The organism is Borrelia turicatae 91E135 (assembly GCF_000012085.2).
Lineage (GTDB): Bacteria > Spirochaetota > Spirochaetia > Borreliales > Borreliaceae > Borrelia > Borrelia turicatae.
This window is the reverse complement of sequence record NZ_CP019363.1, coordinates 1-5,106: the sequence shown is the minus strand read 5'-3', so window position 1 is coordinate 5,106 and position 5,106 is coordinate 1. Positions and strand designations below refer to the sequence as shown.

The window sequence follows — 5,106 nt, the reverse complement described above, 5'->3', positions numbered from 1 at the left end:
ATATATTAATTAATTTTTAGTATAAATTTTAGTCAATTATATCATAAACGATTCCCAATTATCCAACAAATATTCAAGCAAAAACTTCTCAAGTTTTTGCTTGTTTTTCACAAGAATCAATTGCTTCTCCTTATCCTCTAAATTAAATCTAACAATAACGGGTTTGCACTCTGAAGAGGTTCTCTTAACTCTTATATCATTAATAATTTTATTCAAAGAACTCTGCATAACATCTTGCTCACTTACATTTTCATTTTCTAAATAAGCACCTATTTTAATATATCTGTATATCATAGTTCTACTAAATTTATAATCTAAACAAAACTCATAAAAACTATCATATCCATCAAACCTGTATAATTTATTCTTCTTTATCTCATAAAGCGCCTTGGCTAATTCCAGTTTATTAACAACTTCCTCTAAAGTCCGAGCCTTAATTTCCTCTTTAAGTTGTCTATACCTTGATCGGGCCTTTTCTTTGCCGGAAACATCCTCAACTTGAGAAACATCTCCTACCCTGCTTTTAATAGTACTAAGTATATCCATTTTCATCTTTATTCCTTCAACATAAATATTTGTAAACTAGTTTACAAATATTTATGTTGTTTTTATATTTTCAACACCTTCAATAACTTCAGCAACCTTTAAATATTCATTATAATATCGTTCACTTTCCTGAGGCTCTAATCTATAAGTAATCATTTTCTGAATAGCAACACTTCTGTGAATTTTAATCGGAACATACTCTTGATAAAGTTTTTGCAAGCTATAGAAAAATTCTTTCTTTATTTTTCTATTTTCCTCATAAAGAGTTTGAATAACATAATAACTCTTAAAATCCTGTTTCTGATAAGCACTAATAATCTCTTGCATTTTACTTTTCAAAATATCATAACTTTCAATTGCCCATAGCTCTGCTGGTAAAGGAATAACAACCTTGGTAGCAATCATCAAAGAATTAATAAGCTCTTTATTAACCGATGGGGGGGTATCGATTAATATATAATCATAATCATCAAAATAAGGGGTCAAAATCGTTTTCAACTTATACTCCTGCCCAATAATATTCTCTCCTGAAAATTGAGAAAGCTTAATATGTGATGGGGCAAAGTGCAAATTATCTGTTATTTCATGAACAATACTCATAAAAGACTTTTTAGACTTTAATACTTCGTAAATATTATATTCTCTTATATCGATTTTGTTTTCAAAATAAGGAAGAAAATAAGAAGTAACACTGGCCTGAGAATCAATATCTATAAGTAAAGTTTTATACTTTTTAGAAAAAATAAATCCCAACATTATTGCCGTTACACTCTTACCAACGCCACCCTTAATTGAAGAGATTGTTATAATATCTCTCACCTCATACCCCTAGAATCTAAACACTTAAACCTCTTATCATAAAAAAGTTTATCTAAATTATCTTCAGCAATTAAAAGTTCCTCAGACAAAGAATTAACAACACCAATATCTTTTGCTTTAATTGAGATATTGAGCTTTTTAATCTTATTTTTTATTGTAAAATAAGAAATATTATTAATTTTAGCCAAAAAAAGAGGAGTATAATATTTTTTTCCCTCATATTCAATGAAAAATTTTTTCAAATCTGTTGTCTCTGCCAAACTCAACTACCTTTTTGCCATTCTTTCTTTAGCTTGCCTTTAATAAGATTTTGGGCCTCTTCACTTAAAAGCAACTCCCTTTTCTTAAAAAACAAGTCTTTAGAAGAAATTACACCTTCAATTTTATTTTTTTTTATATATCTCGAAAGATAAGAAGAATCACTATATCCCATCTCCTTTGAAAATTCTTTCAAATTTTTTAAAGAATTTAAAAAATTTAATGTAATTCGCACAACATTTTATCTCCTAAATAAGTTTTCATTAATAGCACAAATTATTGTCTAATATAACTAAATTTATTATAAACTATGAACATCATTTTGTAAATCAAATTGACAAAATAACTTTTTTAGTATATATATAAATTATGTTGATTTTGTTTTTTAAACATAGAGACAAAAAAGACCTAAAAATCAAGGTCTTAAACAAACTGAAATAAAGGATAAATCGATGAAAAATTTAAATTTCTTTTTATATAATAACAGCAAACTCAAGAAAAATCAAGTTAGACTAATAAAACTAATTTCCATCTTAAAATATCTAAACAAAAATAAGTTAGGATATAACCAACAAGACATACTTAACTTGGCTAACTTTTTTTTAAAAAAAGAAGGTTATGCGGTCATTAAAATGAAAACATTACAAAAAGATTTGGGCTTCCTCAAAAAAAACAATGTAATAAAAACATTCATAATAAGACTTGGGGAATACAAAGGCTCAAAAATAAAGTACATGCCAAAAATAAACGCATATCAAATATTAAAGCAAATACTCAATTCAACAGAAGAACTATTAGAAAGAACATTCAATATCATATATAAACTAAGCAAACAGGAAAAAATCAAAAATAAAACGGAACAAAAAAATAGAACAAAAAATAGCAGTGTATATAATAATATAAATAATAATATAAATAATAATATAAATAATAAGAAAAAAATGAGAATAAAAAGGGATGAACAACAGCAAACAGTAGAAAAGATATTGGGAAAATACATGTTACACAAAGGTAAACAACAAAAAACGGTCAAAATATAAGAGTAAAACAAAACAAAGAAATGAAAAAATTAATACATAAGCCAGAACAAAGAGGAAAAAAATAACTACAAGTATAAACTTAAGAAGTTTCCTAAAAACCTAAGAGCCTTTGTAATATCCGAAATTTGAAAGGAAGAACATAAAAACAAACATAATAAACTAAACTTATACTGACAATAATAATAAAGACAAAAAAGACTCTCTATATCAAATAAGCAAACTTTTTGAACTAAAAATAAAAAAATTTGTACAAATAATTAACATAACATGTTATTTTTCAGTAGTCCCAACGAGATCAACAAGAAATAAAGGTCATTCTCTCACCAAAGGAAACCTTTTGTTAAGGCGTTATAAATTTCGCAAAAAGATTAATATCATCATAAGATTATACTTACTTATTGGGTCATCTTAAAGTCATTACTAAATACTAAGTAAAACACACTCATACTGCCTTAAAGTCAAAGGAATTTAAGGTATGTGTATTTAAATTAAATAACAGAAACACTGCCTTTATAAATAAAAATATCACCTTATTCCCCAAAATTTTTCAGAAAATGAATGGGTACTAAAATCAAGTAATTATTTGTCAAAATTAGAAATCTTTAATTGTCTCTTGGTAAGTAAAGATTATTAAAATTGATATGTATTCCTACTTGGAGTACAAAAGGATTTCTAAAAAATACCTGCAGATAAAATGTTCTAATTAAAATTCTTTGAGTGAATAAGGTGTGTACGAAATAAACAATTTCCTCCCATTATACAAATAAAAAGAAAACCCCTTGGGGAAGGGGATTATTTAAAAGAATGTATGGTATGAAGTAAATATTGATAATAAATTCTTTTAATTTTAAAAAAGGAGAATATTTAATAATCAATTATTAGTTCAAAAATTAACCATTTCAAGTTTTTCTAAAATATTGCTAATATTTTTTCCTCAAAATTTTAAATAGATGTACCAATGCTTATCAATAACTTTGGGATTTCGAGCCGTATAAGTATTTACCACTTTAATGATAGCTTATTTACAAGTGAAACATTTATAATTTGCCTTATATTTATTTGGGGGATGTGGATAAGAAGTCTTAACTATAATTTTTTGAGGGTTACATTTTTATACTAAAAAATTTTTGAATATATTGGGAATTAAGATAGACATGTTGTATGCTTAATTTGAAATCTCTTTTGTTAAGAATAGATTTTATTTAGAATATAAGAAAAGAAAGTCCCTACTCCTATGTCTTGTTTTGGAGAGGATTGATAGGAGTGTTGGGGACTGTTGATAGAATGCTTTCTACCGCATTTATATCTGTTTATAATATTATTTTATTTTTTTAATTTTGTAAATATTTTTAAACAATTTTATTATATTCAACGTCAAAACCGAATATTCACATAATATTGCAACAATTGACTATGCAAGCAAGTATAAATAAGTTAATAATAGTTAATATTTGTAAGTTGTCACCGATGTTTACCATTGTAAATTTAGATATATTTCGATTAACTACATTACACTTATTATCTTGTGTTAGAAATCATGATCAAGGTTTTTTATTGCTTTTAAAAGTCTCATTTGACCTGTTTGTAATGTAGAAATTTTTCTTTTCTTATTTCTAAAGTTTAATTCTTGGTTTATTTTTTTATTCAATTCTTGCATTTTTTTAATCTCTAAGGCACTTGGTTCATAATCGATCCATTTTTTGTCTATCCACCCTTTTTCCCATTCATAATAGCCTTCACTGTAATTAGTTCCATTAGACTCATCGAAATGTCTTGAAAGTGCTGATATTAATTTTGCACCATACTGAAGCATTTTATCTGTTTCTGTCCTTGCAATAAATTCATCATAATCATAGGTTTTACCCGTTTGCATATTGATGATATCAATAATTAGTTTAAAGGTATTTATGCAATTCATTGCAATATTGCCAAATGGAAGATCCGGACTACTTAAGCACTTGATATTGATCGCATATTTACTCTTTAAACTTCTAGGTATTTTGAAGAAATCGACTATAAATCCATCAACTTTGGCTTTGTAATTTGCCTCATACTGAGAATTACCAAAAAAGGTTTCCCGATTACCCTCGGTCATATAATTATCATAATTCAGTATCATAGGCAATTTTTTTTCTTGAATATTATCTTGTTTAATATTTTCCATCCCATATCCTTTTGGGATCAAAAAGTTTTGCTTTGACCCCATACATTATTATAATATATATTAAATAAGAACCGATACAAATAGCTGGTGATTTTTTAGTATGAATTCTTTGTTTGCTTAACATAAGATTGACACCCTTTTACCCGGAATCATTATTTTTTATATTTGATATTGTTTTTTTGCTGGTTTGTGATAAATTTAATTTATCTTTAACCTTTAACCATTTATAAGAAGCTTTGAGAAAATTGCTTGCTCAAAGCTTCTTATAAATGGTTAAAG

General features: G+C 26.3%; 6 protein-coding genes. 1 reads left to right on the top strand and 5 read right to left on the bottom strand.

From position 1 onward, the window contains the following. Positions 1-36: 36 nt before the first annotated feature. The 4 genes from BT0_RS04570 to BT0_RS04555 are packed head-to-tail and all read right to left on the bottom strand — an operon-like array spanning position 37 to position 1,858. Entirely contained in the window at positions 37-552 is a 516-nt protein-coding gene (locus BT0_RS04570) for a chromosome replication/partitioning protein (RefSeq protein WP_088895101.1), read from the bottom strand. Positions 553-597: 45 nt separating this feature from the next. After that, a complete protein-coding gene (locus BT0_RS04565; protein ID WP_088895100.1) occupies positions 598-1,365 on the bottom strand; it encodes a ParA family protein in 768 nt (255 codons plus the stop codon). Beyond that, positions 1,362-1,625: a hypothetical protein gene (locus BT0_RS04560; protein WP_236842859.1), complete on the bottom strand. Its 264-nt coding sequence runs from the start codon at positions 1,623-1,625 to the stop codon at positions 1,362-1,364. The genes BT0_RS04565 and BT0_RS04560 overlap by 4 nt, the downstream gene beginning before the upstream one ends. A gap of 2 nt (positions 1,626-1,627) precedes the next feature. Beyond that, entirely contained in the window at positions 1,628-1,858 is a 231-nt protein-coding gene (locus BT0_RS04555; protein WP_088895098.1) for a hypothetical protein, read from the bottom strand. A 217-nt stretch (positions 1,859-2,075) separates the two neighbouring features. On the opposite strand from BT0_RS04555, the gene BT0_RS04550 reads away from it, so the two are divergent. Continuing rightward, positions 2,076-2,663 carry a plasmid maintenance protein gene (locus BT0_RS04550; protein ID WP_088895097.1) on the top strand — a complete coding sequence of 196 codons (588 nt, stop codon included), beginning with the start codon at positions 2,076-2,078 and terminating at the stop codon, positions 2,661-2,663. Positions 2,664-4,191: 1,528 nt separating this feature from the next. Here the strand turns inward: BT0_RS04550 and BT0_RS04545 are convergent. Next, complete coding sequence (locus BT0_RS04545) at positions 4,192-4,827, bottom strand: hypothetical protein (protein ID WP_088895096.1); 636 nt, start codon at positions 4,825-4,827, stop codon at positions 4,192-4,194. Positions 4,828-5,106 lie beyond the last annotated feature (279 nt).